This is a genomic window from Enterococcus sp. 3C7_DIV0644 (genome assembly GCF_002141235.1).
Taxonomy (GTDB): Bacteria; Bacillota; Bacilli; order Lactobacillales; family Enterococcaceae; genus Enterococcus_D; species Enterococcus_D entomosocium.
Window position 1 is genome coordinate 2,617,722 of the sequence record NZ_NGLK01000001.1, and the last position, 23,097, is coordinate 2,640,818.

Annotated in this window: 21 protein-coding genes; 16 read left to right on the forward strand and 5 right to left on the reverse strand. The window is 43.7% G+C overall.

Features of this window, described 5'->3' with window-relative positions; all coding sequences use genetic code 11:
* Positions 1-53: 53 nt before the first annotated feature.
* On the forward strand, positions 54-1,394 hold the full coding sequence (glnA, locus tag A5877_RS12370) for a type I glutamate--ammonia ligase (protein ID WP_005225167.1): 1,341 nt from the start codon (positions 54-56) through the stop codon (positions 1,392-1,394).
* Positions 1,395-1,714: 320 nt separating this feature from the next.
* Here glnA and A5877_RS12375 read toward each other — a convergent pair whose 3' ends face one another.
* Complete coding sequence (locus A5877_RS12375) at positions 1,715-2,104, reverse strand: DUF1093 domain-containing protein (protein WP_005237494.1); 390 nt, start codon at positions 2,102-2,104, stop codon at positions 1,715-1,717.
* Between the two features lie 234 nt (positions 2,105-2,338).
* On the opposite strand from A5877_RS12375, the gene A5877_RS12385 reads away from it, so the two are divergent.
* The 3 genes from A5877_RS12385 (at position 2,339) to A5877_RS12400 (ending at position 4,741) form a co-directional block, all read left to right on the forward strand.
* The gene (locus A5877_RS12385; protein ID WP_016620555.1) at positions 2,339-2,941 is read left to right on the forward strand and encodes a LysM domain-containing protein; all 603 of its coding nucleotides are present in this window, start codon (positions 2,339-2,341) and stop codon (positions 2,939-2,941) included.
* A 157-nt stretch (positions 2,942-3,098) separates the two neighbouring features.
* Complete coding sequence (gene nagB / locus A5877_RS12390) at positions 3,099-3,800, forward strand: glucosamine-6-phosphate deaminase (protein WP_005225171.1); 702 nt, start codon at positions 3,099-3,101, stop codon at positions 3,798-3,800.
* A 230-nt stretch (positions 3,801-4,030) separates the two neighbouring features.
* Complete coding sequence (locus A5877_RS12400) at positions 4,031-4,741, forward strand: MgtC/SapB family protein (protein WP_008377072.1); 711 nt, start codon at positions 4,031-4,033, stop codon at positions 4,739-4,741.
* 71 nt (positions 4,742-4,812) lie between these two features.
* Here the strand turns inward: A5877_RS12400 and A5877_RS12405 are convergent, their stop codons facing one another.
* Positions 4,813-5,628: a DUF92 domain-containing protein gene (locus tag A5877_RS12405; RefSeq protein WP_254907486.1), complete on the reverse strand. Its 816-nt coding sequence runs from the start codon at positions 5,626-5,628 to the stop codon at positions 4,813-4,815.
* Positions 5,629-5,764: 136 nt separating this feature from the next.
* Between A5877_RS12405 and A5877_RS12410 the strand changes: the two genes are divergently transcribed.
* From A5877_RS12410 to A5877_RS12435, 6 genes are all read left to right on the forward strand, one after another.
* Positions 5,765-7,072, forward strand: a complete 1,308-nt coding sequence (locus tag A5877_RS12410; protein ID WP_016611957.1) for an FAD/NAD(P)-binding oxidoreductase — start codon at positions 5,765-5,767, stop codon at positions 7,070-7,072.
* The gene (locus A5877_RS12415) at positions 7,062-8,504 is read left to right on the forward strand and encodes a helix-turn-helix domain-containing protein (RefSeq protein WP_016611958.1); all 1,443 of its coding nucleotides are present in this window, start codon (positions 7,062-7,064) and stop codon (positions 8,502-8,504) included. Before A5877_RS12410 ends, A5877_RS12415 begins: the two co-directional genes overlap by 11 nt.
* A 131-nt stretch (positions 8,505-8,635) precedes the next feature.
* A complete protein-coding gene (gene glpK / locus A5877_RS12420; protein ID WP_008377082.1) occupies positions 8,636-10,156 on the forward strand; it encodes a glycerol kinase GlpK in 1,521 nt (506 codons plus the stop codon).
* A 3-nt stretch (positions 10,157-10,159) separates the two neighbouring features.
* Positions 10,160-11,989, forward strand: a complete 1,830-nt coding sequence (gene glpO, locus A5877_RS12425) for a type 1 glycerol-3-phosphate oxidase (RefSeq protein ID WP_016611959.1) — start codon at positions 10,160-10,162, stop codon at positions 11,987-11,989.
* Positions 11,982-12,698: an MIP/aquaporin family protein gene (locus tag A5877_RS12430; protein ID WP_005237471.1), complete on the forward strand. Its 717-nt coding sequence runs from the start codon at positions 11,982-11,984 to the stop codon at positions 12,696-12,698. Before glpO ends, A5877_RS12430 begins: the two co-directional genes overlap by 8 nt.
* A gap of 90 nt (positions 12,699-12,788) precedes the next feature.
* Positions 12,789-13,844: an alpha/beta hydrolase gene (locus A5877_RS12435; protein WP_016620571.1), complete on the forward strand. Its 1,056-nt coding sequence runs from the start codon at positions 12,789-12,791 to the stop codon at positions 13,842-13,844.
* 58 nt (positions 13,845-13,902) lie between these two features.
* Here the strand turns inward: A5877_RS12435 and nrdF are convergent, their stop codons facing one another.
* From nrdF to nrdH, 3 genes are all read right to left on the reverse strand, one after another.
* Entirely contained in the window at positions 13,903-14,868 is a 966-nt protein-coding gene (nrdF, locus tag A5877_RS12440) for a class 1b ribonucleoside-diphosphate reductase subunit beta (RefSeq protein ID WP_005225180.1), read from the reverse strand.
* 97 nt (positions 14,869-14,965) lie between these two features.
* The gene (nrdE, locus tag A5877_RS12445; RefSeq protein ID WP_008377092.1) at positions 14,966-17,125 is read right to left on the reverse strand and encodes a class 1b ribonucleoside-diphosphate reductase subunit alpha; all 2,160 of its coding nucleotides are present in this window, start codon (positions 17,123-17,125) and stop codon (positions 14,966-14,968) included.
* A 97-nt stretch (positions 17,126-17,222) separates the two neighbouring features.
* Positions 17,223-17,447: a glutaredoxin-like protein NrdH gene (nrdH, locus tag A5877_RS12450; protein ID WP_005225182.1), complete on the reverse strand. Its 225-nt coding sequence runs from the start codon at positions 17,445-17,447 to the stop codon at positions 17,223-17,225.
* A gap of 356 nt (positions 17,448-17,803) precedes the next feature.
* Here nrdH and A5877_RS12455 point away from each other — a divergent pair, with 356 nt between their 5' ends.
* The 6 genes from A5877_RS12455 to A5877_RS12480 all read left to right on the forward strand — a co-directional run bounded on the left by A5877_RS12455 (position 17,804) and on the right by A5877_RS12480 (position 23,097).
* Positions 17,804-18,271, forward strand: a complete 468-nt coding sequence (locus A5877_RS12455) for a ferrous iron transport protein A (RefSeq protein WP_005237467.1) — start codon at positions 17,804-17,806, stop codon at positions 18,269-18,271.
* Positions 18,271-20,409, forward strand: coding sequence for a ferrous iron transport protein B (gene feoB / locus A5877_RS12460; protein WP_086299153.1), 2,139 nt, complete (start codon positions 18,271-18,273; stop codon positions 20,407-20,409). Before A5877_RS12455 ends, feoB begins: the two co-directional genes overlap by 1 nt.
* Positions 20,406-20,537, forward strand: a complete 132-nt coding sequence (locus tag A5877_RS12465; protein WP_005237465.1) for a hypothetical protein — start codon at positions 20,406-20,408, stop codon at positions 20,535-20,537. Before feoB ends, A5877_RS12465 begins: the two co-directional genes overlap by 4 nt.
* 434 nt (positions 20,538-20,971) lie before the next feature.
* On the forward strand, positions 20,972-21,418 hold the full coding sequence (locus A5877_RS12470) for a PTS sugar transporter subunit IIA (protein ID WP_005237464.1): 447 nt from the start codon (positions 20,972-20,974) through the stop codon (positions 21,416-21,418).
* Position 21,419: 1 nt separating this feature from the next.
* Positions 21,420-21,785, forward strand: coding sequence for a PTS sugar transporter subunit IIB (locus A5877_RS12475; RefSeq protein WP_005237463.1), 366 nt, complete (start codon positions 21,420-21,422; stop codon positions 21,783-21,785).
* Positions 21,786-21,810: 25 nt separating this feature from the next.
* Positions 21,811-23,097, forward strand: a complete 1,287-nt coding sequence (locus A5877_RS12480) for a PTS ascorbate transporter subunit IIC (protein ID WP_016610457.1) — start codon at positions 21,811-21,813, stop codon at positions 23,095-23,097.

Here is a 23,097-nt window from a genome sequence, read left to right on the forward strand (position 1 = left end):
TGTAGATCATTGCTGTGATATAAAAAAAGAATTGGGAAAAAGGAAGGGATACTATGCCAAAATTTGAAAGAACTGCCGAAGACATCAAACAAATCGTAAAGGATGAGAACGTGCGCTTTTTACGCTTGATGTTTACTGATATTTTAGGAACAAACAAGAACGTTGAAGTACCTGTAAGTCAATTAGATAAAGTACTGGAAAACAAAATGATGTTTGACGGTTCTTCTATTGAAGGATTTGTCCGTATTGAAGAAAGTGACATGTATCTGTATCCTGATTTGTCGACATGGATGATCTTCCCTTGGGAAAGTGAACATGGCAAAGTGGCTCGTTTGATCTGTGATATCTACAATCCAGATGGCACCCCATTTGCAGGCGACCCTCGCGGCAACTTAAAACGGGCATTAGCGGACATGCAATCCCTTGGCTTTACTTCTTTCAATCTTGGACCAGAACCAGAATTTTTCCTATTCAAATTAGATGAAGCAGGCGAAATCACAACGGAATTAAACGACAAAGGCGGCTACTTCGATTTTGCCCCAACCGATCTAGGGGAAAACTGCCGTCGCGATATCGTATTAGAATTAGAAAGCCTTGGCTTTGAAGTTGAAGCGTCTCACCATGAGGTAGCACCAGGGCAACACGAGATCGATTTTAAATATGCGGATGCAGTGGAAGCATGTGACAACATCCAAACCTTCAAACTTGTCGTGAAAACTATTGCTCGTAAACACGGCTTGCATGCAACCTTCATGCCAAAACCATTATTCGGCATCAACGGTTCAGGCATGCACTGCAACATGTCCTTGTTCAAAGGCGATGAAAATGTCTTCTTTGATGAAGAAGGGCCAATGCAATTAAGCCAAACAGCGTATCACTTCTTAGGCGGTTTGATCGAACACGCCCGTGCTTACACAGCTGTCTGCAACCCAACCGTCAACTCCTACAAACGCTTAGTGCCAGGTTACGAAGCGCCTGTATACGTGGCATGGTCAGGACGCAACCGTTCACCATTGATTCGGGTACCAGAATCAAGAGGCTTGTCAACGCGTTTGGAATTGCGTTCGGTTGACCCATCAGCCAACCCATACTTAGCAATGGCTGTTTTACTGCAAGCAGGACTTGATGGCGTTAGACGTGAGTTGACACCACCACCAGCAGTCGACCGCAACATCTACATCATGAACGAAACAGAACGTGCAGAAGCACAAATCGAAGATCTGCCATCAACGATCCACAATGCCATCAAAGCATTGCGCAAAGATCAAGTGATGATCGATGCTTTAGGCAAACACATCTATGCCAACTTTGTCGAAGCAAAACGATTAGAATGGGCAGCCTTCCGCCAAACAGTCTCCGAGTGGGAAAGAGAACAATACTTGGAACTATACTAAAATCGCAAGAAAACCGCTAGAGATAAACAATCTAGCGGTTTTTTTATGATGAACTCAGCTTTTATCCTAATAATTCTCGGTTTATTTATTTCCGATAGTCAATAACTGGTTGATCAAAATTTGAACAGAAAAACATTGCGAAGCTAGAGCGGTTCTGTCTATAAGGCGCGTAAATTTTGCCTGATCATTGGGAAAAAATAAAAAAATACCAGTCGGGCGAGGACTGGTAAGAGGAAGAAAAATAGGTTTGGTATAAAGCTAGCATAGCCGGTCAAAGTAAAATGAACCTTAAAAAGTAGAAAGTTTCTTGTAAGAAGTCCTTATTCGTCAAAGGTTTCCAGCTCAGACAGTATTTTTGCTGGAACTTCTGATTGAGGGACTTCATTGGGACCCGAGATGACACGGGTTTTACTAATCTCTGCTTTGACTAAGGTATTTGGCGCGAATGGCTTCACATTTTCACCAGAAAGATCATAGGTCATGAGTTCTTTCTCGCCGTTTTTCTTAACAAACTCAAACGTGTACTTATACGTAAAGGAGCCATCGATTTTTTCACCGGAATCGCTGTACGTTTGGGTCTTTTCTGGGACTTTGTTGGGCGTGATGGCATAGGCCGTTATCCCTTGATAAGTTGTTGTATAGTAAGTGTAGCCAAAATAGCCACCTACTGCTAAAATCAAAACGCCAAGCGTCAAAAGTAGTTTTTTCATGTGCATCGATCCTTTCAATTACTGGGTTTACTATAGCATGATGGAGCCAAAATCATTCATCGAAATGGATAACAATATTGTAAGTTTACTGTTTATTATCAAAAAGCTTGTAATTTTCTGTTTAACAATTGTGATAATGAAAAACATTTCTGAAACCTTCCTGCAACATTGTAATGTTATTCTCTTACTTGTGCCCGATAGCGGGACAAATAATCAAAAGAGAGGTTTTTTCATTTGAAAAAATTTGCATTTACAGTTGTTGCAGGATTTGGTTTATTCGTTGGAGGAACAGTTGTTTCAGCAGCAGAACAAACCCATGTTGTCGAACCAGGAGACACCCTATCTGGGATCGCTGCTACTTATCAAACAACGATCGAAGACCTTTTAGCTTTGAATGATTCGATCGAAAATCCAAATATGATTTTTGATGGCGAAACATTGTTGGTTTCTAACGATGGCCAATCAGTAGAAAACAAAGAAACAAGTACGAAAGAAAGCACAGAAAAAAGTGAATCTACAGCGACTGCTAACGTGAGTCAAACCCGTTCAAGCATTCCTGGTGCTGGTTCTGGAGTCTTGAATCCAGTGGATGGGATCAACTACTTCAATGGTGTGAGAGAATCGTACTACTCACAAAAAGTTTTGCCAGGAGGCGGATTGAACATCCCTGGACGCCATGTAGCCTCTGACGGAACGATCCGTGATGCCGATGGGTACATCGTTGTTGCCAGCGACAATCAACCGAAAGGATCGACTGGTCAATCATCTTTAGGTGCCTATAAAGTCTATGACACAGGTGTCGGTCATAGCGGTATTGATGTTTATACGAATTGGTAAGCAAGTAGAATACGAGTAGAGACGAGCGCATTTTAGAGCTCGTCTTTTTTTGATTGGTGATAAAGAAAAAATCGTCATCTGGTCTAGACTAATTATTGTAATCAAACACAACCTGTGGTATTATTGGACTATACCAAATAGAAACGGAGCGCTGATCATGGAAATTATTCGCGTTAAAGATGCTGCTCAAGGCGGAAAGAAAGCTTTTGAATTGATACAAGAAGGTATGGCAAATGGCGCCAAAGTGCTAGGTTTAGCAACAGGAAGCACGCCAGAGACCCTTTATGCAGAAATGACTGCCAGTGAAGTTGATTTTTCAGAAATGACTTCAGTCAACTTAGATGAATACGTAGGACTAGGCGGCGAAGACGAACAAAGCTATCGCTACTTCATGAATGCTCATTTATTCAATAAAAAACCATTCAAAGAAACCTTCGTACCAAACGGCAAAGCGGAAGACTTAGAAGCAGAATGCCAACGCTACGATAGCGTGATTGCGGATCACCCAGTTGATATCCAAATCTTGGGTATCGGTCAAAACGGACATATCGGCTTCAACGAACCTGGTGCATCCTTTGAAGGAACGACCTCAGTCGTTGACTTGACTGAATCAACCATCAATGCCAACAAACGCTACTTTGATAAAGTCGAAGACGTCCCAACGACGGCGATTTCCATGGGGATCGGTTCAATTATGCAAAGCAAAAAAATCATTTTGATGGCATTTGGCGAAGTCAAAGCGGATGCAATCCAAAAAATGATCGAAGGACCCGTAACCAACGAATTACCAGCTTCTGTTTTACAAAAGCATGATGACGTGATCGTGATCATCGATGAGGCTGCTGCCAGCAACCTGTAAAACAAAATCAGCCCTTTTCAGAAATAAGTCAGAAGGAAAACGCGCCATCCTTGCAGCTTCCCCCTGCGCTTGTGCAGTAATGCCAGCGCAGCTGCGAGCGATGGTTCGGATCTATCTTGCTTATTTCTGAGGAGGCTTTTTTTATTTGGCCGCTCTAGCGATGTTTTTTCCTTTTTTCCATCAGAGATGCTATAGTTAAAAGAGAGAATACGAAGAAAAGAGGGATGCAAATGGTTGATATGCATTTATCCATTCCTGAAGTAGCACTGAGGTTGCTGTTGGCGATGGTCATGGGTGGCGCGATTGGGTACGAGCGGCAGTACAAAAGCCGACCAGCTGGTCTTAGAACCCATATCTTGGTTTGCATGGGGGCTTGTGTCATTGCTTTGATCCAAGTGGAGATCGCCACAGGTGCCATGCGAGATGCGCTGGATCATCCAGATTTAGCAGGCGTGATTCGTTCGGACGAAGCACGATTGATTGCACAAGTCGTCAGCGGGGTCGGTTTTCTAGGCGCCGGAACGATCATTGTGACGAAGCGCTCCGTGACGGGGTTGACGACGGCTGCTTCCTTATGGGCGATCGCCGGTTTAGGAATTGCCATCGGGATGGGCTTTTACACCATCGCATTAAGCAGTTTTATCGGGATCTTCTTTGCATTGACGATCGTTAAGCGGATCGTCCGCGTACCAACAGCAAAGAAATTGGAGATCCAGTACATTCATCGCACCGAGACCAAAGAGTTTTTGACGGAGTACTTCCAAGAGAAAAATATCGTGATCGAAGATGTCAATTTTGATGTCAAATTCATGGAAGACTATCGCATTTATACCAACATTTATACGATTGATCTCCCGCGAGGACTAGGCTTTTCTGAAGTGATCGAAGAATTGTCTGTCTACAAAAATGTCACGAAGATCCGCTTGGTGGATATTGCTTAACGGGTATTGAATCAAAAAGCAGCAAGACACATCACATTAGTGAGATGCCTTGCTGCTTTTTTTATGATGCGTTAGACATTTTTTAAGTAAAAGAAACACACAGTCAAAATAACGATCACTATTGAAGTCAGCAAATTGACCCCTTCATTCGTTACAAAGGAAAGACCGCCGACTTGCTTGGTCGCAACGTCGTGGTGGACTTTTTTTTCGGTGTATTGGTGACAGACTGGGCATTGATAGCGCACCTGAATCGCTGCGCCCAGTAAGCTGTCCAAAAGACTACCGCAAAAGCCTAAAGCAGTCAAAGTCAACCAGAGATCAAGGGAGAACGGCTTGCCGTTCAACCATAAGGCTGCTGCGAATAAACCAGTGATGGCGAGACTCCCTGCTAGGGAAGCGGCAGTTCCCAACCAACTGACACCGCCGGAAAGTCCCGGTGGTAATTTTTTTCCCGTTAGTAAGTGACGCGGTGGACTTGGACTCAGCACGCCGATTTCTGAGCCCCAAGTGTCAGCCGTACAGCTAGCGATTCCCGCCACAAATCCCCAAAGGAATAGCGGTTCTTTCGTCCAAAAGGCAAGCAGTAGAGCAAAGATGCTTGGTGCGATGTTCGCAAAGACTTGTTTTGCATCACGGCGAGCACCTTTGGCAAGCACAGCTAACTCTGGCTGACGGCGCATTTTCTTTAAAAGACCAATGATGCCAGAGCTGGCAAAGAAAAATCCAATCAAAAAGATGCTGTACCACGGACCAAAGCCAATGACCAGTGTGCCGCAAAGAATCGCAGCCAGTGCGCCAGAAATAGTCAGCCACTGAAAGACGAATGCTGCCGCTGCAACGAATATGCTGGCAAACAATCCTAGCATGAATTGATAAAAGAAAACCATTTGAACACTCCTTTGCGTATAGTGTAGCATAGGTCTCATTTATTTTACCGCAGTTAACAAAAAAATAGTAAGGAAGATAGCTTTTTACTCGTCAAATGAGAGCGTTTCATTTAAGCTAAAGGAGAGAGGTGATCCAATGAAAATCATAATTATAGGTGGGTCTTTTGGTGGTGTCAGCTGCGCCCGTGAAGCACGCCGATTATACCCTGACGCAGAGATTTTATTGATAGAAAAAAAAGCCCATCTTGGGTTTGTTCCAAGCGGTTTGTTATTGCTGATCGAAGGCAGGATCGCTTCACTGGATGAAGCATTCTTTTGTACGAAGGAGCAGCTGGAGGCAGAAACAATCGACGTAGCCTTAGAAGAAACCTTTCTAGAAGTCTTTCCTTCTGATCATCGGATTCGGACGGATCAGCGAGAACTAAGCTATGATCGACTCGTCTTGGCGGCAGGTTCTAGTCAAGATTCCACTGTTTTGCCGCAACCAGAAGAAGCACTGCTGACCTACAAAGAATATGAAGCAGCGAAGCATTTCTTACAGAAATTGCCCCAAGCAGAGTCGATTACCATCGTCGGTGCTGGTCAAGCCGGGATGGAAGCGGCGAATACCTTAACGATGATCGGCAAAAAAGTCAGTGTGATCGAATCAATGTCGTATCCTTTATTCAAATACTTTGATCGCGATTTTTTGCAGCCCTTTTTAACGGAGATCGAAAAAATCCCCAACTTGCAGCTGCATTGGTCGGAGCCAACTTTGGCAGTCGTTAAAACGGAAACAGGCTTTCGGATCGAAACCGCCGATCAAGGTTATGAAAGCGATCTGGTATTGACGACAGTTAACGTTCATCCTCGCTTGCCAGAGGCATTTACGGTCTTTGAATTACACAGTGATCAAACTATCTGGACAGATGCCTACTTGGAAACTTCTGCCACGGATATTTTTGCGGTCGGCGACTTGATCCAAATTCCAAATGCTATTACGAAAGACACGGTCTACATGCCCTTAGTCAATAATGCTGTTCGCTCAGGGATTGCGGCAGCTCGCAATCTAGCAAACAAAACGACCCCGTTTCGTGGTGGATTGCGGACAGTCGGTACACAATTGTTTGAGTGGTATTTAGCCAGTACCGGCTTGACCGAGTCGGATCAGTTTTTCTATGAATCACCGATCGTTTGTCACACTTTTACGGCTACCGTTTCCCTTTTTGATTCGACGCAGGTTCATGGAAAAGTGATGATCGAACAAGCCAGCGGTCGAATCGTTGGTGCACAGCTTTTATCAAAAGCCAATATTTTGGAAAAAATCAATTTACTAGCGTTTGCGATCGAGCAGCAGGCAACGATGGAGGAGCTGACCCAAAAAGACTTTTTCTTCCATCCACGATTCACTCATGTGTTGGATCAAACCTTCATATGGTCGGGAAGTGATACCGATGAGACTTGATCAGTTATTAGAAAAAAAAGAAGCAAAACAATTGCAGCTGCTCAAAAAACTTTTACTAGTTGGCGGTCAAATGGAGCTACATGAATTAGCGCTCTATCTTGGCATCAGTAAGCCTTCTCTGGAAAAGTATGTGGATGAGCTGCAAGATGAGTTGACGCACTATCATGAGCAGTGTCGATTGTATTACCGAAATGGTTCACTGGTTTTTGAAATGAGTCCCACCTTTTCTCTTAACCAAATTGAATGGGCATTTTATCGTTCGGCCTTGAAATTTCAAATTCTCGAGCATCTTTTACAACATCAAGAAGTGACAACTGTCCAGCTGGCACAAAAATTAACAGTCAGCGAGTCATCCTTGTTTCGCAAAATCAAAGAGCTAAATGGTTTGCTAGCAGAATTTGAGTTAGAGATCTGGCAAGGAAAGCTGATTGGAGAAGAAACCCAAATTCGTTATTTCTATTTTGAACTCTTTTGGTATGTTCATTCTTTTGACAGTCAGCCATTGCCGATCGATGAGAAATATGTCGGTCTGATCACTCGCGGCCTGAACATGCGCTTTACGAAAGAAGCCCAGCAGCGCTTGTCCCTATGGCTGAGGATCATGAAGGCGCGACTTAAAATTGCTACTCAATCCTTTCAAGTTTTACGGGAGAAAATGGCACCTTACATGAAAGACCCTTTGTTTCAACAATTACGTGAGTTGGTATTTCGTGGCTTTGGCCATTACGCATTAGAAGTCAGAGAAGAGGAGGCGATGCTGCATTTTGTCTTTTTGTTGTCGTTCTCGGTGTTATCCGAACACGATCTGCAGGTGTATATGCTGCAGCGTTCTCGGTTTACGCCAACTGCCTTGACGGATACATTGATTTTGGAACATATTTTGCATCTTTACCGCCCATCGTTTGTTCCTCGTGAAATGGAAGCCACTTGCTATGGTCACCTGCTGCAGATCCACAGCCGCGTCTATTTTTTCAAAGGGGATGTGGAGGTTTTTGATCGAGAAAATATTTGGCAGTTAGAAGCGCAGTTATCCAGCCGCAACATTCAGCAAATCAGTCATGAACTATTAGGTAAGGCCTTAACAGAGTTAAATATCAAGCCGTCCGAGAAAAATAGTCTACTGATGATGACGATGGTCAAATACTTGAGTGTCATCACGATCATCGACTATCAAATCAATCGAGAATTTCGTGTTGGGATCGCCTTGAAAATGGATGAGCTATTTAAAGAAGCTCTCTATTATATGTGGCTGCTGTATCTCAAAAATTTGAATGGCGTAGTTGTCGAACGCTATCGTCCAGAACAAGAATATGATTTGATCTTGGCGAATTATGCCATCGAGACCAAAACACCGACTTATCGAATCAGTGAATTAGGGACTGCTTATGATCGTGAGACAATCAAAAAAATGATCCGTGAACGCTTTAAATAGTGGATTTCGTCAATTTCTTAGAGATTTGAAAAAAAATTGACGAACCATATAGCAAAAGTTCAGCTAAAATAAAAGCAAGTCAGAAAGCGCTAACAAAAAAAGCGCGTATAAAACCAAAGGGAGCGAATCAAATGGCAGAAAAAAATTATGTAATGGCGATCGACCAAGGAACCACTAGTTCAAGAGCAATTATTTTTGATCGTAACGGGAAAAAAATCGGCAGTTCACAAAAAGAGTTTCCGCAATACTTTCCAAAATCAGGTTGGGTAGAACATAACGCCAACGAAATTTGGAACTCTGTCCAATCAGTCATCGCAGGGGCATTTATTGAATCAGGTATCCGACCAGAAGCAATCGCCGGCATCGGGATCACCAACCAGCGTGAAACGACAGTGGTTTGGGATAAAACGACAGGGCAGCCAATCGCGAATGCGATTGTTTGGCAATCCCGTCAATCTTCACCGATCGCTGACCAATTAAAAGCAGATGGCCATACAGAGATGATCCATGAAAAAACTGGTTTAGTCATTGATGCGTATTTCTCAGCGACCAAGGTGCGTTGGCTTTTAGACAATATCGAAGGGGCACAAGAAAAGGCGGATAATGGTGAGTTACTCTTCGGAACGATCGATTCATGGCTTGTGTGGAAACTGACAGATGGACAAGTCCATGTCACCGACTACTCCAATGCTAGTCGGACGATGCTTTACAACATTCATAAATTAGAGTGGGATCAAGAAATTTTGGATCTTTTGAACATTCCAAGCTCGATGCTACCAGAAGTCAAAAGCAACTCAGAAGTCTATGGTCACACCCGCAGCTACCATTTTTACGGCAGTGAAGTACCAATCGCTGGAATGGCTGGAGACCAACAAGCCGCCCTCTTTGGACAAATGGCCTTTGAAAAAGGTATGATCAAAAATACTTACGGCACTGGGGCATTTATTGTCATGAATACGGGTGAAGAACCACAATTGTCTGACAATGACCTACTGACGACTATCGGGTATGGCATCAACGGCAAAGTCTATTATGCCTTAGAAGGAAGTATCTTCGTTGCTGGATCAGCGATCCAATGGCTGCGGGATGGTCTACGCATGATCGAGACTTCGCCACAATCAGAAGAACTAGCTGCCAAAGCAAAAGGAGATAATGAAGTCTATGTGGTGCCTGCCTTTACTGGATTAGGTGCGCCTTACTGGGATTCAGATGCAAGAGGAGCAGTCTTCGGCTTGACTCGTGGGACGACGAAGGAAGATTTTGTTCGGGCAACACTGCAAGCTGTTGCGTACCAATCAAAAGACGTCATCGATACGATGAAAAAAGATTCCGGTATCGATATCCCATTGCTGAAAGTCGATGGAGGGGCAGCCAAAAACGATTTATTGATGCAGTTCCAAGCGGACATTTTAGACATTGACGTACAACGAGCAGCGAATCTGGAAACAACCGCATTAGGTGCAGCCTATTTGGCAGGACTAGCGGTTGGCTTCTGGAAAGACTTAGATGAATTGAAATCAATGGCAGAAGAAGGGCAAATGTTTACGCCAGAAATGCCAGCAGAAGAAAGAGACAATTTGTACGAAGGTTGGAAACAAGCGGTGGCGGCTACTCAGACCTTCAAATTCAAAGCGAAGAAAGAAGGCGAGTAAGCCATGACCTTTTCTCAGAAAGATCGGAAGGAAACCATTCAAGAAACGGCAAATACCACCTATGATGTGTTGATCATTGGTGGTGGGATTACCGGCGCAGGGGTTGCCGTTCAAACAGCAGCGGCTGGGATGAAGACGGTTCTTTTGGAAATGCAAGACTTTGCCGAAGGGACGTCTTCGCGGTCCACGAAACTCGTTCATGGCGGTATTCGCTATTTGAAAACCTTTGACGTGGAAGTGGTCGCTGACACCGTGCGGGAACGGGCGATCGTCCAACAAATTGCTCCGCATATCCCGAAACCAGATCCGATGCTTTTACCGATTTACGATGAACCGGGGGCAACCTTCTCCTTGTTTTCTGTCAAAGTGGCGATGGATCTTTATGATCGCTTAGCAAATGTGACAGGCAGTAAATACGAAAATTATCTGCTGACGAAAGAAGAGGTCTTAGCACGCGAACCACAGCTGCAGGCGGAAAACTTAGTTGGTGGCGGAGTCTATCTTGATTTTCGCAACAACGATGCCCGCTTGGTGATCGAAAACATTAAACGAGCACAAGCCGATGGGGCAGCAATGATCAGTAAAGCCAAAGTCGTCGGCATCTTACATGATGAGCAAGGCATCATCAATGGGGTAGAAGTGGAGGATCAACTGACAAACGAGCGCTTTGAGGTTCACGCCAAAGTCGTGATCAACACGACCGGCCCTTGGTCAGATATCGTTCGTCAATTAGACAAGAATGATGAGCTGCCACCACAAATGCGTCCGACAAAAGGCGTCCATTTAGTGGTCGATCGGGAAAAACTAAAAGTACCGCAACCAACCTATTTTGATACTGGGAAAAATGATGGTCGGATGGTTTTCGTGGTACCAAGAGAAAACAAGACCTATTTTGGCACAACCGATACGGACTATACAGGCGATTTTGCCCATCCGACGGTCACACAAGAAGATGTCGATTATCTACTGACCATCGTGAATGAACGCTTTCCACATGCACAGATCACCCTTGATGATATCGAAGCGAGCTGGGCTGGTCTACGTCCATTGATTACGAATAATGGTGGTTCGGATTACAATGGTGGTGGTAAAGGCAAATTATCTGATGAAAGCTTTGAGCAGATCGTTGAAAGCGTCAAAGAATATCTTGCAGATGAGCGGCAGCGACCAGTTGTAGAAAAAGCTGTAAAACAAGCGCAAGAACGAGTAGAAGCCAGCAAAGTGGATCCATCGCAAGTTTCTCGCGGCAGCAGTTTGGAACGCTCAAAAGACGGACTATTGACGTTGGCAGGCGGAAAAATCACCGACTATCGTTTGATGGCGGAAGGAGCAGTCAAACGGATCAATGAATTGCTCCAAGAAAGCGGTGCTTCCTTCGAGTTGGTGGATTCAACCACGTACCCAGTTTCTGGTGGTGAGCTTGATGCAGCCAATGTAGAGGAAGAATTAGCGAAGCTGGCTGACCAAGCACAAACCGCTGGGTTCAATGAAGCAGCTGCGACGTATTTGGCTCATCTTTATGGGTCGAATCTTCCCCAAGTGTTGAACTACAAGACGAAGTTTGAGGGCTTAGATGAAAAAGAAAGCACTGCCTTGAACTATTCCTTACATGAAGAAATGGTTCTGACGCCTGTCGATTATCTATTGCGTCGGACCAACCATATCCTATTTATGCGAGATACCTTAGATGAAGTCAAAGCCGGTGTCGTCGCAGCTATGACCGACTTCTTTGGCTGGAGCGAAGAAGAAAAAGCAGCCTATGTAGCAGAAATGAACCAAGTGATCGCAGAATCAGATTTAACAGCCTTAAAAGGAGGAAAAAAAGATGAATGAAACAACACAGATCTTTAGTGAATTTCTAGGAACGGCTATTTTGGTTTTGTTAGGGGATGGCGTGTGTGCGGCTGTCAATCTGAAAAAGAGTAAAGCAGAAGCCTCTGGCTGGATCGTGATCGCGATGGGCTGGGCAACGGCGGTGACCATAGCCGTATACGTTTCAGGGTACATGGGACCTGCTCACTTGAATCCAGCCGTTACATTAGGCATGGCGATGACAGGGAATTTTTCTTGGAGTTTGGCTATACCGTTTATGCTGGCGCAGATTGCTGGTGCGATCGTAGGAGCAATCCTCGTTTGGCTCAACTACTTGCCATTATGGGATGAAACAAAAGACCAAGGCGCGATTTTAGGTACCTTTGCAACAGGGCCTGCAGTTCGTAATTTAGTATCGAATACGATCACTGAAGTCATTGGTACCTTTGTCTTAGTCTTTGGCTTATTGGCTTTTGGTGCCAATACCTTTACGGATGGATTAAATCCCATCGTTGTTGGGATCTTGATCTTAGCGATCGGACTGTCTCTTGGTGGACCAACAGGCTATGCCATCAACCCGGCACGGGACTTAGGACCACGGATCGCTCACCAAATCTTACCAATCAAAAACAAAGGGACTTCCGATTGGGGCTATGCGTTAGTACCAATCATCGGTCCAATGATCGGTGCAGCGATCGCAGCTGGTTTGTTTATGATGTTGCCATTATAAACGATGTTATTTTAAGGATGGTGCCTATTGGTATCATCCTTTTTTAATCTTTAGCGATTGTCATTGAATTTGCTAAAAAAACATGGTTAAATGAAAAAGCTGAAACAGAACGAAGGAAGGAGCTTTTGCGTGAAAAAAATTCTGCGCTTTTTCATGTGGGTGGCGATTGTCCTGATCGGACTCTTAGCTGCCGTTTTTCTGGCTTTTCAACTCTCCCCACGACCGGGGGCTTTTTTGATCGGTCATATGTTTAACCAAGAAGTGACCATCAAGGATGAGGCGGCTTATCAAAAAAGTTTGCCGAATGTGACGGTCAAACAGGACTTGGCTTATCAATCGGATTATCAACGCAGTACCTTTGATCTTTATTATCCCAAAGATGCACAAGGCCCTGTTCCAGTCATTTTTTGGGTCCATGGGGGCGGATATGTCGGGGGAGACAAAGAAGGCGTCAAAGAATTTGCGACCTATGTCGTCGATGAAACCAAAGCCGCTGTGATTTCGATTAATTATGAATGGGCGCCAAGTTTGCATTATCCGGGACAGGTCAAACAATTAGCCCAAGCGGTAGACTCGATCAAAGCAGATGCCCAAGCATACCCCATGCTTGATTTCGATCAACTCTTCTTTGGTGGAGATTCTGCAGGTGCCCAAATTGCCGGGCAATATGTGGCGCTGCAAACCAATCCAGCGTATGCGAAGGAAATGTCCTTTGATCAAGACATTCCTACATCGGCCCTGAAAGGGTTTATTTCCTATTGCGGCCCCCTTGATTTGAAGCAGATCGTTGGAACTTCTTCGGATGATCGTTTTATGAAATTCTTTGTTAAAACGGTGGCTTGGTCGTTATTAGGCAAAAAAGAATGGCAAGATAGTCCCCAACTGCAGGAGATCTCACTGGTGGATAAATTGACGGCTGATTTTCCACCAACGTATATCACTGATGGCAACGCCTATTCCTTTGAAGACCAAGGCATTGCCTTTGCCAACCAGCTGCAAGCTCTTGATATTCCCGTGACAAGTCGTTTTTACAAAGGGGATTCGGAAACAGTGACCCACGAATACCAATTTGATTATAGCTTGCCGCAAGCACAGGAATGTTTGACAGAAACGTTGACCTTTATCAAAGACCAGCTGGCTAACTAAAAACACCTTGTTTCTCACCCTCTATTGGCGAGAAACAAGGTGTTTATTTGTAAGCAAATCAATCAAGTCCGATGAAGTAGTCATCGTCTTTCATCGCTTCAACGGAACCAAGCAGATACCCGTTCCCAACTTGTGAGAAGAAGTCGTGATTGCTGGTACCAGTTGAAATACCGTTCATGACGATTGGATTGACATCGTTGGCGGTGTCTGGGAAAAGCGGGTCTTGTCCTAGATTCATCAAAGCCTTATTGGCATTGTAACGCAAGAAGGTTTTGACTTCCTCGGTCCAGCCGATCTCATCGTATAATTCTTCGGTATAACGCTCTTCGTTTTCATACAACTCATACAACAAGTCGTACATCCAGTCTTTCAGCTTTTGCTGTTCGTCTTCTGGTAATTCGTTGAACCCTAATTGGAATTTGTAGCCGATATACGTGCCATGAACGGATTCGTCACGAATGATCAATTTGATGATCTCCGCTACGTTCGCTAGTTTGTTATTACCTAAGTAGTAAAGGGGTGTATAGAAACCTGAATAGAATAAGAAGGTCTCTAGAAACACACTGGCGATTTTTTTCTCTAGCGGTGTCCCATTTTTGTAAATCTCATTGATTCGTTCGGCTTTCTTTTGTAAGTAAGGATTGGTATTGGTCCATTCAAAAATATCGGCGATCTCCGCTTTTGTATTCAAGGTGCTGAAAATCGATGAATAGCTTTTTGCATGGACAGATTCCATAAATTGGATGTTGTTCAAGACCGCTTCTTCATGTGGGGTGCGGACATCTTTACGCAGTTGATCCATACCGCTTTCTGATTGAACGGTATCTAATAAGGTCAAGCCGCCAAAGACGTAGCCCACCGTCGTTTTTTCTAATGGTGATAGCGTCCGCCAATCATCAAGGTCATTTGATAAAGGGATCCGCGTATCTAACCAGAATTGCTCTGTTAATTTTTCCCAAGTGGATTTATCGATGATATCTTCGATCTCATTCCAGTTGATTGCTTCATAGTAAGTCTTACCCATAGTCGGTTCCTCCAATAATCGTATCAAGACAACAGCCGACCCGCTCTCAATAGAGAGCAGGGGCAGGCTATTGGTTCGTTTTCAGGCAAAAGTTGGATTAGATGACACAGCTTTCACATTGGTTGCTGCCGATCTCTTCTGCATCATCTGTAAAGGTCCGTACATAGTAGATCGATTTGATCCCTTTGTGGAAAGCATAGTGACGCAAGATGTTCAAATCACGGGTGGTTTGTTTTGTCGTTTCTTTCCATTCGTAAAGACCTTCTGGAATATCTGAACGCATAAACAAGGTCATACTCATCCCTTGATCGACGTGTTTTTGAGCAGTTGCGTAAACATCGATCACTTTGCGCATATCCATATCGTAGGCTGATTTGTAGTAGCCGATCGTCTCATTGCTCAAGTAAGGTGCTGGATAATAGATCTTGCCGATTTTCTTTTCTTGGCGTTCTTCGATCATCCGAGTGATCGGGTGGATGCTGGCACTCGTATCATTGATATAAGAGATCGAACCATTTGGTGCAACGGCTAAGCGGTTTTGGTGATACAAGCCGGTTTCTTTGACGGTTTGTGCCAAGGCTGCCCAATCTTCACCAGTTGGTAAAAAGACGCCTTCAAACAATGCTTTGACTTTTTCCGATTTTGGTTGGTAGTCACCTTGGATATAATCAGTGAAGTAGCTGCCATCTGCATAAGCTGATTTTTCAAAGTTATGGAAAACTTCGCCTTTTTCTTTGGCGATGGCATTGCTTTCAACCAATGTCCAATAGTTCAACAACATGAAATAAAGATCAGTAAATTCAAGGGATTCTGGTGAACCGTATTCCATTTGATTTTTTGCAAAATAGGTATGCAAGCCCATTGCGCCTAAACCGATCGTGTGGTTCAAGGCATTCCCATTTTGGATCGATGGTACCACGTCAATGTCAGACGCATCAGTAACGAAGGTCAAGGCACGAGTCATTGCTCGAACAGATTTCCCAAAGTCAGGGCTGTCCATCAAGTTCACGATATTGGTGGAACCTAAGTTACAGCTGATATCTGTTCCTAAAACCTCGTATTCTTGCTTGCCGTTGATCTCAGATGGTGCTTGAACTTGAAGGATCTCGGAACAAAGATTACTCATGATGATCTTGCCATCGATTGGGTTGCTGCGGTTTGCTGTATCGATATTAATGATATAAGGATAACCAGATTCTTGTTGCAATTTAGAAATTTCATTTTCTAAATCGCGAGCTCTGATTTTAGTCTTGCGAATCCGTGGATTCATGACTAAGTTGTCGTATTCCTTGGTGATATCGACATAAGAAAATGGTACGCCATATTCTTTTTCGACACTGTACGGACTAAAGAGATACATCTCTTCATTTTTACGCGTCAATTCGTAAAATTTGTCAGGTACGATCACACCTAATGATAAGGTTTTGACACGGATTTTTTCATCTGCATTTTCTTTTTTCGCTGATAAAAAGCTGATGATGTCTGGGTGGAAGACGTTCAAGTAGACCACACCAGCCCCTTGCCGTTGACCCAATTGGTTTGAATAGCTGAAGCTATCTTCAAACAATTTCATTACAGGCATCACACCACTTGCTGCACCTTCGTAGCCTTTGATAGGCGCGCCAGCTTCCCGCAAGTTTGATAATGTGATCCCGACACCGCCGCCGATCCGTGAAAGTTGCAGCGCGGAGTTGATCCCACGACCGATCGCGTTCATGTCATCAGTGATTTGGATCAAGAAACAAGAAACTAATTCACCGCGACGTTTGCGTCCTGCGTTCAAGAAAGAAGGGGTTGCTGGTTGGTAACGTTGGTAGATCATTTCATCTGCCAAGCTCATGGCTAACTCTTCATTCCCATCCGCAAAGTAAAGGGCGTTGAACGCCACCCGATCTTCGTAACGCTCAAGATACGCGGTACCATCATTCGTTTTTAATGCATATTGTGAATAAAACTTGTAAGCAGCCATAAATGATTTGAAAGTAAAGTGTTGCTCATCTAAGAATTGATACAAGTCCTCAATAAAAGCAGGACGGTACTTTTTGATAAATTCTTCTTCTAAATAATCATTTTCAATCAAATAATTGATTTTGTCCATTGCAGTCGCAAAGGTTAAGGTATTTGGTTCAACGTTTTCTTTAAAGAATGCCGCTAGGGCTTCTTTGTCTTTATTTAATGGAATTTGACCATCTACTGGACGGTTGATCTCATTATTCAATTTGAAATAACTGACATCTTTGATTTCTTTCAAGCTCATAAATGGCTAACCTCTTTTCTTGTTTTGTTCGTATAAAAAAGGACTTGCGGTCTGGACGACTGACAAATCCCTCAAAAGCATCACATTGAGAAAAATCTTAGCTCGCTAATTGACGTAGTTGATCTGGACGGAAACCGATGATCGTTTGCGCATCAGAGGTAATGACTGGCACACTTTGAAATCCTTGTTCTTTCAAAAATTCTAATGCTTCAGGCTCATTATCGATATTGATTTCTTCAAAGGCAATCTGATTTTCACTTAAAAAGCGTTTCGCCATTTTACATTGCATGCAGTTGTTTTTAGAAAATAGTTTGATATTCATAATTGTTTCCTCCGAGTTGTAATAGTTATAAACCTAGTATAAATAAGTCTCGGAGAAAGTCAACGAAAAAACACTATATCTTGTGCTTGTGAATTCGGCATACACAATTTATAGTGTTTCTGTGTTTTTTATGCAAATGAAAAAAGCGGAAAATACTTAGAATTACAAGGTTTTTGCGTAATTATTAGAGGGGATATGCAATCAAAATGAGTAAAAAAAATCTCTATTGTGAAGGAAGATTCAAAGTTAAGTCGAAAACAGATTGACTTCCTATGGAAATGGCTCTATTATAATGATAATCATTCTCAATTAAAGTAGGTTAATTAAAAAACACTTCACAAAAGGAGTAAGAACCAATGAAAATGGCGCAAACTTGGGCTTCTGGGACATACAAAATCGACTCGTTGGCAACAACCAAAGAAATCACGGTTCATTTAAACGATCTTGGCATTCGCACGGGGGTTGAAATCGTTGTGGTGCAAAAAGATCGCAAAGGCGGCATCATTTTGCACCAAGGGACGCGGATTGCTTTAGATGCACGGGTCATGGAACAAATCGATGTCACAGAAATCCAGCAGCAAACGGTCATTACCTCTTTGGATCAGCTGCAAGTTGGTGAAAGCGGGAAGGTCAATCAGATTGGTGCAAAAGGTGCTTTGCGCCGTCGTTTGATGGATATGGGGCTTACGAAAAACGTTCATTTGGAAGTAGTGAAACTGGCTCCATTGGGTGATCCAATGGAGATTCGGCTCCGCGGTTATGAATTGTCTTTGAGAAAGCAAGAAGCAGCGTTGGTTTTTATCGAAAAAGGAGTCGAAGCTTGATGACCTATCAATTTGCATTAGCAGGAAATCCCAATAGTGGGAAAACAAGTACTTTCAATCAATTGACTGGTGCCAAACAAACAGTGGGCAATTGGCCGGGTGTCACCGTAGAACGTAAAGCGGGGCGACTGCGAAAAGACCGGCACGTGCTGATCCAAGATCTGCCCGGGATCTATTCCTTGTCACCTTATACGCCTGAAGAACTGATTTCCCGCAATTATTTGATGGAAGCATCGCTGGATGCGGTGATCAATATTATTGACGGAACTAATCTTGAGCGAAATCTGTATTTAACATTGCAATTATTAGAAATGAATGTTCCGACCGTGGCAGCCATCAACATGATTGATCTATTAAAGAAAAAAGGCTTGCAGATCAACTTCGAAAAATTGGCTTACGGATTAGGGATTCCTGTAGTGGGGATCAGTGCTTTGAAACAACGTGGTTTAGCCAAAATGATCGAGGCAGCGAAGCAAGCAGCCAACACACTACAGCTCCCTCCCCGCTACGATGCTCGTCTAGAGGCTGGCTTGACCGAGATCATGGCGATTTTGCCAGAGACGATCCCTCAGCAGCGAAAACGCTGGTTTGCCATAAAACTCTTCGAAAAAGATGAAGCGATTCAAACAATGTGTAAACTGACTGATTCCCAGCAAGCAGTCATTCAGGAGACGATTTCGATTTTAGAGATGATCTTTAAAGACAGCAGTGACGCCATTCTCGTCAATGAGCGCTATGGCTTCATTGAAGAATTGTTGGCGCTGGCAGTCATCAAGGAAACAGATCAGCACTTAGCCTTCAGCGACAAAATCGACCGCGTGTTGACCCATCGCGTATTGGCACTACCGATTTTTGCCTTCATTATGTGGGGAATCTACTATTTATCGATTCAGACGATTGGCACGATCGGCACTGATTGGGTCAATGATGTATTATTTGGCAGCTGGATTCCCGAAACAACAGCGCATTGGCTAGAACAGCTGCGGGTCGCCCAGTGGCTACAAGAACTGATTTTGGATGGCATCGTGGCTGGGGTCGGTGCGGTTTTAGGCTTTTTGCCGCAGATTTTCGTGTTGTTTTTTTGCTTGGCTATCTTGGAGGACTGTGGATACATGGCACGGGTGGCATTTGTCATGGACCGGTTGTTTCGCAAGTTTGGTCTATCTGGCAAGTCGTTTATCCCCATGTTAATCGCTACAGGTTGCGGCGTGCCGGGGGTGATGGCAAGCCGAACGATTGAAAACGAAAAGGATCGTCGGTTGACGGTGATGGTCACGACCTTTATGCCTTGTTCTGCCAAATTGCCGATCATTGCATTGATTTCGGGTGCCTTTTTCCCTCATTATAGTTGGGTCGCACCATCGGCCTATTTTGTCGGCATGGGTGCTGTGATTTTTTCAGGGATCGTCTTGAAAAAAACGCCGCTTTTTGCAGGTGATCTGGCACCATTCATTATGGAACTGCCAGCGTATCACTTGCCGCAGCTCACAACGATTTTGAAAAGTGCCTGTGATCGAGCCATTGCTTTTGTAAAAAAAGCCGGAACGATAATCTTTGTGGCTTGTATCTTTGTCTGGTTTACCTCCAGCTACAGCTTTGCCTTGCAGCGGGTCAGTGAAGACCAAAGCATTTTGGCCTTTTTCGGTCGACTTTTGGCGCCCCTCTTCGCTCCCCTAGGCTGGGGAACTTGGCGAGGCGCCGTGGCGACGATCACTGGCTTGGTGGCCAAAGAAAATGTGATCGGCACATTCGGGATTCTCTACGGACAAACCGGTGAGTTGTCAGAAAGTGGGACGGAGATTTGGCAAGTGTTGCGCGGCGATTACACTGCTGTGGCGGCATACTCTTTCCTCGTCTTTAATTTACTATGTGCCCCCTGTTTTGCTGCCATCGGTGCGATCCACCGTGAAATGGGGGACAGCAAGTGGACGTGGTTAGCCATTGGCTATCAATGCGGCTTGGCGTACTGCGCCAGTTTTCTGGTGTACCAATTCGGACACGTCATCTTTGAAGGCGGACACCTCACGCTAGGTGTTTTTGCGGCAATAGTCATTGCTGGTCTATTAGTATTTGCTCTGGTGAAGAAACCATTCCGAGGGAGTGCGCCCTTGATCCAAGTCGTAGGAGGCGAAAAATGATTGCTACAGTAATTCTAAGCGGACTGATTTTTGGCTATGGCGGTCGTGTGGTGTACCGCATGGTGAAAAAGGATCATTGTTCTGATTGCCACAGCAGTTGTCCCGTGAAGCATGAGGAAGCAAAGTAGAAAATAGCGGTTGTAAGTAAAAATTCGTGTGAAAACACCTACGGCTAGAAATACAATTGAAACGGTAGATCTATAGCCATGAATAGAGTGTTTGCTTTAAGAAGTTCTTAGTTTATTTAAGAGCTTCTTTTTTTTATTGTGGGTGCAAGCAAAAGATCTGTCCATTTTTGGTTCATTTTTTCCTTTATAGAATAAGTTTTGTGAACTGCTCAAGAAGGTTATCGAGAAAAACTGGAGGCTAGTAAAAAAAATAGGCAGTATTCCTGGTCTTTTTGAGAAGAGCAGTTCACTTAATCTGGAAGCGTGTACAAATATGTGGTCGCAAATCGTCTATTCAGGTCAGAACTTTTCACTTATAGTGTGTGTATAGGAATTATCTCGAGAAATTCTTTTACCAAAACCTAAAGAAATTTTTTTAGAAAGGAAATCGTCGTTTGCAAACTACATTATTAACAAAAGAAAACATTTTACTTCAGCAAGACAGTACCAGTTGGCAAGAAGCAATCAAAAAAGCTGCCCAGCCGTTATTGAGGAATGGCAGCGTTTCAAAACAGTATGTCGAAGCGATGATTCAATCCGTCTTAGATGCCGGGCCGTATATCGTGCTTATGCCTGGGTTTGCATTGGCCCATGCCCGATCAGAAGATGGGGTTTGTCGTTTAGGACTAAGTGCGATGACCTTAAATACCCCCATCTCATTTGGTTCGCCCAATGATCCAGTGAAAGTCATTTTCTGTTTGGCAGCGATAGACCCGACCAGTCATTTGGAACTGATGAGTGAGTTAGCAGAGGTTTTAGCAAGGGACAATATCATTGATCGTTTAGCAAATGTGGAGACACCAGAAGCATTTATAAAACTATTAGAAGAAACGAGGAGTTAAGATGGGATTCTTTCAAAAAAAGAAAAATGATGCATCAATCCAATCAGATGCAAAACCTAAGGCGAGTAATGGCAAGAAATTTTTGATAGCGGTTGCATGCCGTGCTGGGATGGGGAGTTCAACGCTGCTTCACATAAAAGTAAAATCAGTGATTGAAGAAAACGGCTATCCCATTGAAACGATTCATGGAAATCTAGATGTTCTCATTGGTTTTACGGGTGATGCCTTTATGAGTATGGCAGATATCGCAGCGGAACCTGATTTTCAAAACAAACCTTATGAAGTCATAGGTATTCAAAATATTATGAGTAAAGAAGAGATCCAAGGAAAACTAGAAACATTTCTTGAAACGATGCAAACAAAATAAATTGATGGAGCGAGGAATAAATTGAATGGCAATTTTAGTAATGAACCAATTCAGAAATACTGCTGTGTTGCTAATGATTTTAGCTTTGATCGGGTTACTTGCACAAAGAAAGCCTGCGAAGGAGACCCTGAGCGGTGTCCTCAAAGTGGGCATTGGGTTTATGATTTTTAATATTGGTGGTGGTCATGTAGGAACGATTGCTGCAAATTTCGCCACGTTGTTTCAGACCGCATTTGGTGTTCAAGGGACGGTTCTGGCAGTAGAGCCTGCTACAGCGTTAGCTATGGATGTATATGGTTTTGAAATATCAATGATTATGGGGCTAGGGTTCATATTCGGATTAGTTATTGCGAAATTGACGCCTTTAAAATCAATTTTCTTAACCGGTCAGCATTATCTTTTCTTTGCTGCTGTCATTGGGTTGATTTTTATTTCGAATGGTATGCCCACTTGGGTAACAGTTATCTTTGGTTCTTTGGTACTAGGTTTTGCAGGAGCAGGGTTGCCCAAATTGGCTCAGAAATATACAGATGAGCTGACAGGTAATGCAGGGGTTGCACTAGGTCACTTTAACTTGATTTTTTACTGGTTCTCAGGTGTCATCGGCAGTGTCATTGGCGGGAAAAATTGGCAAGCAAAGAAAGAGAAAGCAGCCAATCGTGAGCTTCCTGATTTCTTCTCCGTATTCCGAGATTTTGTCTTCTCTGTTGCATTTTTCATGATTATTCTTTTCTACATTGCAACGATCGCAGCAGTTTTAAGTGGTCATATGGATGTCGTTCAAGAAATGGCTGGCAACGACTTATGGTTCTTGTATCCGTTGATTCAAGGGTTGCAATTTGCGGCGGGTATGTCTGTACTGATTTATGGTGTGCGTCAATTTATTGCTGAATTAACGGCTGCCTTCGTGGCGATCTCTGAAAAATATATCCCGGGATCAATGCCGGCAGTAGATGTTCCTGTGTTTTTCCAATATGCGCCAACCATGGTTCCTGTCGGTTTTATTACCTCGTTTATAGGTGGCTTAACAGCGACGTTTGCCATGGCTGCTATGGGTTCTCCCGTTGTACTTTTGCCAGCAGCTGGGATTGCTTTTTTCTCGGGTGGAACAATGGGTGTCTTTGGTTCAATAAGAGGCGGGTTGAAAGGGGCGATCATCGCATCCTTCTTAGGCGGTATTTTGCTGACTGCATTGCCTTTGGTGCTTTTCCCAGCTTTTTCTGAATTAGGCATCACAGACGCTGGATTTCCTCAAATCGACTACAATATTATCGGAATTTTACTAGATAAAATCTTAAAACTATTTAGTTAA

Excerpts from the sequence above, each read along its gene's own strand:
- glnA (WP_005225167.1), top strand. The coding sequence starts at position 54 with ATGCCAAAATTTGAAAGAACTGCCGAAGACATCAAACAAATCGTAAAG.
- A5877_RS12375 (WP_005237494.1), bottom strand. The coding sequence starts at position 2,104 with ATGAAAAAACTACTTTTGACGCTTGGCGTTTTGATTTTAGCAGTAGGT.
- nagB (WP_005225171.1), top strand. The coding sequence starts at position 3,099 with ATGGAAATTATTCGCGTTAAAGATGCTGCTCAAGGCGGAAAGAAAGCT.
- A5877_RS12400 (WP_008377072.1), top strand. The coding sequence starts at position 4,031 with ATGGTTGATATGCATTTATCCATTCCTGAAGTAGCACTGAGGTTGCTG.
- A5877_RS12405 (WP_254907486.1), bottom strand. The coding sequence starts at position 5,628 with ATGGTTTTCTTTTATCAATTCATGCTAGGATTGTTTGCCAGCATATTC.
- A5877_RS12410 (WP_016611957.1), top strand. The coding sequence starts at position 5,765 with ATGAAAATCATAATTATAGGTGGGTCTTTTGGTGGTGTCAGCTGCGCC.
- A5877_RS12415 (WP_016611958.1), top strand. The coding sequence starts at position 7,062 with ATGAGACTTGATCAGTTATTAGAAAAAAAAGAAGCAAAACAATTGCAG.
- glpK (WP_008377082.1), top strand. The coding sequence starts at position 8,636 with ATGGCAGAAAAAAATTATGTAATGGCGATCGACCAAGGAACCACTAGT.
- glpO (WP_016611959.1), top strand. The coding sequence starts at position 10,160 with ATGACCTTTTCTCAGAAAGATCGGAAGGAAACCATTCAAGAAACGGCA.
- A5877_RS12430 (WP_005237471.1), top strand. The coding sequence starts at position 11,982 with ATGAATGAAACAACACAGATCTTTAGTGAATTTCTAGGAACGGCTATT.
- A5877_RS12435 (WP_016620571.1), top strand. The coding sequence starts at position 12,789 with ATGAAAAAGCTGAAACAGAACGAAGGAAGGAGCTTTTGCGTGAAAAAA.
- nrdF (WP_005225180.1), bottom strand. The coding sequence starts at position 14,868 with ATGGGTAAGACTTACTATGAAGCAATCAACTGGAATGAGATCGAAGAT.
- nrdE (WP_008377092.1), bottom strand. The coding sequence starts at position 17,125 with ATGAGCTTGAAAGAAATCAAAGATGTCAGTTATTTCAAATTGAATAAT.
- nrdH (WP_005225182.1), bottom strand. The coding sequence starts at position 17,447 with ATGAATATCAAACTATTTTCTAAAAACAACTGCATGCAATGTAAAATG.
- A5877_RS12455 (WP_005237467.1), top strand. The coding sequence starts at position 17,804 with ATGAAAATGGCGCAAACTTGGGCTTCTGGGACATACAAAATCGACTCG.
- feoB (WP_086299153.1), top strand. The coding sequence starts at position 18,271 with ATGACCTATCAATTTGCATTAGCAGGAAATCCCAATAGTGGGAAAACA.
- A5877_RS12465 (WP_005237465.1), top strand. The coding sequence starts at position 20,406 with ATGATTGCTACAGTAATTCTAAGCGGACTGATTTTTGGCTATGGCGGT.
- A5877_RS12475 (WP_005237463.1), top strand. The coding sequence starts at position 21,420 with ATGGGATTCTTTCAAAAAAAGAAAAATGATGCATCAATCCAATCAGAT.
- A5877_RS12480 (WP_016610457.1), top strand. The coding sequence starts at position 21,811 with ATGGCAATTTTAGTAATGAACCAATTCAGAAATACTGCTGTGTTGCTA.